Genomic DNA, 3,303 nt, shown 5'->3' on the forward strand with positions numbered 1-3,303 from the left:
GAAGGCACTCTTATGTATTCGCTTTTGTCGCACGCGGGCATGATAGCGGTTGTCATGCCTCGTCGGGAGACCGTGGTGACGGGGTGGAATTCAAGCGAGTGTCGTTGTGCCCGGGTACCTTTCGGAGCTCCGGACGACCGCCCGCGAAGAGGGTCCGGTCGGTGTCTTCGAGCAAGGTCACCGGGGTCGGTTGCGTCAACGGTTCGAGCGATCCGCTCTTCTCCGCGGGAGTGAGGCGCGAACGCTTCCACGACACGATCAGCAGCGTGAGCCACGTGGCGACGATGAAGAGGTAGAGCGCGGCCAGTGCCGCGCCGGAGAGTCCGAACGTCCCGGCGAGCTTGTGCGCGTTGGTCAGCACGATGACACCGCCGACGCCGGTACCGAGCAGAGTTGCCGGGACACGACTGACCAGCCAGGCCGCGATCGGCGCCGCAAGGGCACCGCCGAGAGCGAGGCCGGCGACGATCACGAGATTGCCGAGCGAGTCGTGGCCGAGCCCGAACAGGAAACCCAGGCTCGCCGCGACCGCGACGAGGAACTCCGACGCGCTCACCGATCCGATCACGGTGCGCGGTGCCGTCTTGCCGCGGGAGAGCAGGGTGCTGGTGGTGATCGGTCCCCATCCGCCACCGCCGCTCGCATCGATGAATCCGCCGAAGAAACCCAGCGGCGACAAGAACTTCGCGGTGTGCGGAGAGGTACGGGCATGCGCGACCGCCGGGGGCCGCACCGAGAAGCGCAGCGCGACGTACACACCGATGGCCAGCAGAATGCCGGCGGTCACCGGTTCGGCGGCCTCGGTCGACAGTCCCGACAGGACCGTCGCGCCGAGGAAGGCCCCGATCGCTCCGGGAACGCCGAGCCGCAACACGACCTTCCAGTCGATGTTGCGGAAACGCCAGTGCGATGCGCCCGACACGAGCGTGGTGCCCACCTCGGCGAGATGCACCGCGGCGCTCGCGTGTGCCGGACCGACACCGCTGAACAGCAGCAGGGTCGTCGCGGTGACGCCGAAGGCCATGCCGAGAGCGCCGTCGACGAGCTGTGCGCCCACACCGACGAGCGTGAAAATGAGCAAATTGAACATATGTCTGCTCCGAAAGCTGGAAGAACCCGAGAAGATGGACGAGCGGCAGAGCGCTCAGCGACACTCCGGGGTACAACACAGACAATCGAAGCAGGCGCCGCGGCGGGTGGGCCAGAACGACATGAGCGCGAGACGAGCGGCCGGAGCCACCTCGGTACTCGTCGCTTCCATGTTCTCGTCCTCAGGTCTCGTTGCGCGCGGATCGTTCGGTGCGGTCGAGCATAGCCCGTACTCGCGACGGACTCGCACTCGGCGGGCCCGGCGCGTCCGGTCCGGGCCCGCGGGGCGATATCAGCCGAGGCGCCGGGCGGTGATCTCGAAGCCGGCTGCGCGAAGGCGTTCGGTCAGTACGTCACCGAACGCCACCGCAGGGGTCAGGACGCCGCCTCCGGCGTGCAGGGCCTCACCGCCGAGCGCGAGCGACAGGGCGGACTCGGCGAGCATCACGGCCGTGGCCTTGTAACCCGGGTCGCCCTGCGCGGCGAAGCGGGCGGTGTATCGGGCGCCCGACTCGGTCGAGGCATACAGATCGACGGTGAAGTAGCCGTTCTCCCGTGTCTTCTCCGACGGCCCTTCCCCGGGGGCGGGCAGGATCTTGTCGAGGACGAACCGCGTGGGTGCGAACGACAGGCCGGCGGCGAGAGCGCCTGTACCGAGCCCGACGAGCCCGGCGAGGACGGGGGACAGCGGTGAGGAGCCGACGCTCATGGTCTCCCGGTACCGGAACCGGCGTCCGTAGGCCCAGTCGCGCAGCGCGTTGCTGCGGCGTACGATTCGGGTGTTGTAGGAGGCCATGAAGAACGGGGCCAGCCGGCCCGAGACGCCGGGGGCGACGGATCTGCCGTCGACGAATGCAAAATCGTTCTGGCGACCGAGATCGGGTTCCTTCGACAGGTCGGGGGACAGAGAATACGGTCGCGCGGCGATCTTCCGGGCGGTGGAATCCTTGCGGACCGCATCGAGCTGCCTGCGAAGCGAATCGATGGTTCCACCGCTCACCCCGCCGCGCAAGGAGCCGAGCACGAAGGTGGTGTCGGTGAGGGGCAGGTTGCCGTCGGCCTCCGCGGCGCGGTAGAGAGCATGGACGCCGAGATCGGACGGCACGGAGTCGAAACCGCACGAGTGGACGATGCGGGCACCGGTGCGCCGGGCCATGTCGTCGAACCGGTCGATGCTCTCGCGGTGGAAGAGGACCTCGCCGGTGAGGTCGACATAGTCGGTGCCCGCCTCGGCGCACGCCTGCACGAGTGGCAGTCCGTACGCGGCATAGGGGCCGACGGTGGTGATCACCACGCGCGTGGATTCGGCGAGCGCCGTCAGTGAGGCAGGGTCGTCGGCGTTCGCCTCGATCAGGCGCCAATCTGTTCCGAGGTCGGCGGCGAGCTTCTCGAGTTTGGTGCGTGAGCGCCCCGCGAGTCCGACGGCGACGCCGGCGGGGAGACTCTCGGCGAGATAGGCGGCGGTGAGGCGCCCGACGAAGCCGGTGGCGCCGTAGACGACGATGTCGAGATCCCGGGAGACAGTCATGCCCCCACCCTACTCAGGAGTAAGTCACGGGGGCGACCTTCGTCACACGAATCCGGTGCCACAGCACCACCCACGACACCACCACAGCGGCCGCGGCGAGAGCACGGACGGCCCCCAGTGCGGAGTCCGGGTAGATCACGCCGGTCAGGTAGTGATCGATGAATCCGCTCGGCGGCAGACCCTCCCGGCCGGCGTTGCGGCGCGCCCAGTTCTCCATTGCCGTCAACGGACAGTCGAACCCTACGGCCACCGAGGTGGCTCCCCATGCCACGGCGACGACATGCGCGACGATGGTGCGGGGCCACCGCCACGCGAGGAAACCACCGAACACGACGTAGAGCACGAACAGCAGATGCACGAAGGCCGTGAGGTCGGCGACCACCCGGAACGCCATGTGCCCAGGATAGAACGCTCGGCCGTGGAACGGACAGAGCCCGCAGTGCGGGGGGTCGGGCGGGCGTCAGCCCGCCTTGATGACGAGCACCGGCACCGACGACTCGGTGATCAGACGCTGCACCGCCCGCTCGACGAGGAACTTGCCGGTCGCGGTGCGCCCGCGGCTGCCGATGACCACCCGCTCCGCGCCGCTGCGCGCGAGCAACTCGACGGTCGTGCCGACGGGATCACCGTCGTGGACGGCCGAGAGCAGTTCCCAGCCGTCGGCTCCCGCCACCTCGCTCACCTGT

At 68.7% G+C, this 3,303-nt stretch carries 4 protein-coding genes; all 4 read right to left on the reverse strand.

From position 1 onward, the window contains the following. Nucleotides 1–52 precede the first annotated feature (52 nt). Nucleotides 53–1,090, reverse strand: coding sequence for a sulfite exporter TauE/SafE family protein (locus R1101_RS0119350; protein WP_016934974.1), 1,038 nt, complete (start codon nucleotides 1,088–1,090; stop codon nucleotides 53–55). Nucleotides 1,091–1,381: 291 nt separating this feature from the next. Continuing rightward, nucleotides 1,382–2,617, reverse strand: coding sequence for a saccharopine dehydrogenase family protein (locus R1101_RS0119355; RefSeq protein ID WP_016934975.1), 1,236 nt, complete (start codon nucleotides 2,615–2,617; stop codon nucleotides 1,382–1,384). Between the two features lie 13 nt (nucleotides 2,618–2,630). Continuing rightward, nucleotides 2,631–3,011, reverse strand: coding sequence for a DUF2784 domain-containing protein (locus tag R1101_RS0119360; protein ID WP_016934976.1), 381 nt, complete (start codon nucleotides 3,009–3,011; stop codon nucleotides 2,631–2,633). Between the two features lie 66 nt (nucleotides 3,012–3,077). After that, on the reverse strand, nucleotides 3,078–3,303 hold a 226-nt coding region (locus R1101_RS0119365), incomplete at its 5' end, for a universal stress protein (RefSeq protein ID WP_016934977.1).

Origin of the sequence: Rhodococcus sp. R1101 (assembly GCF_000278445.1) — a bacterium.
In the GTDB taxonomy this organism is placed as follows: Bacteria; Actinomycetota; Actinomycetes; order Mycobacteriales; family Mycobacteriaceae; genus Rhodococcus; species Rhodococcus gordoniae.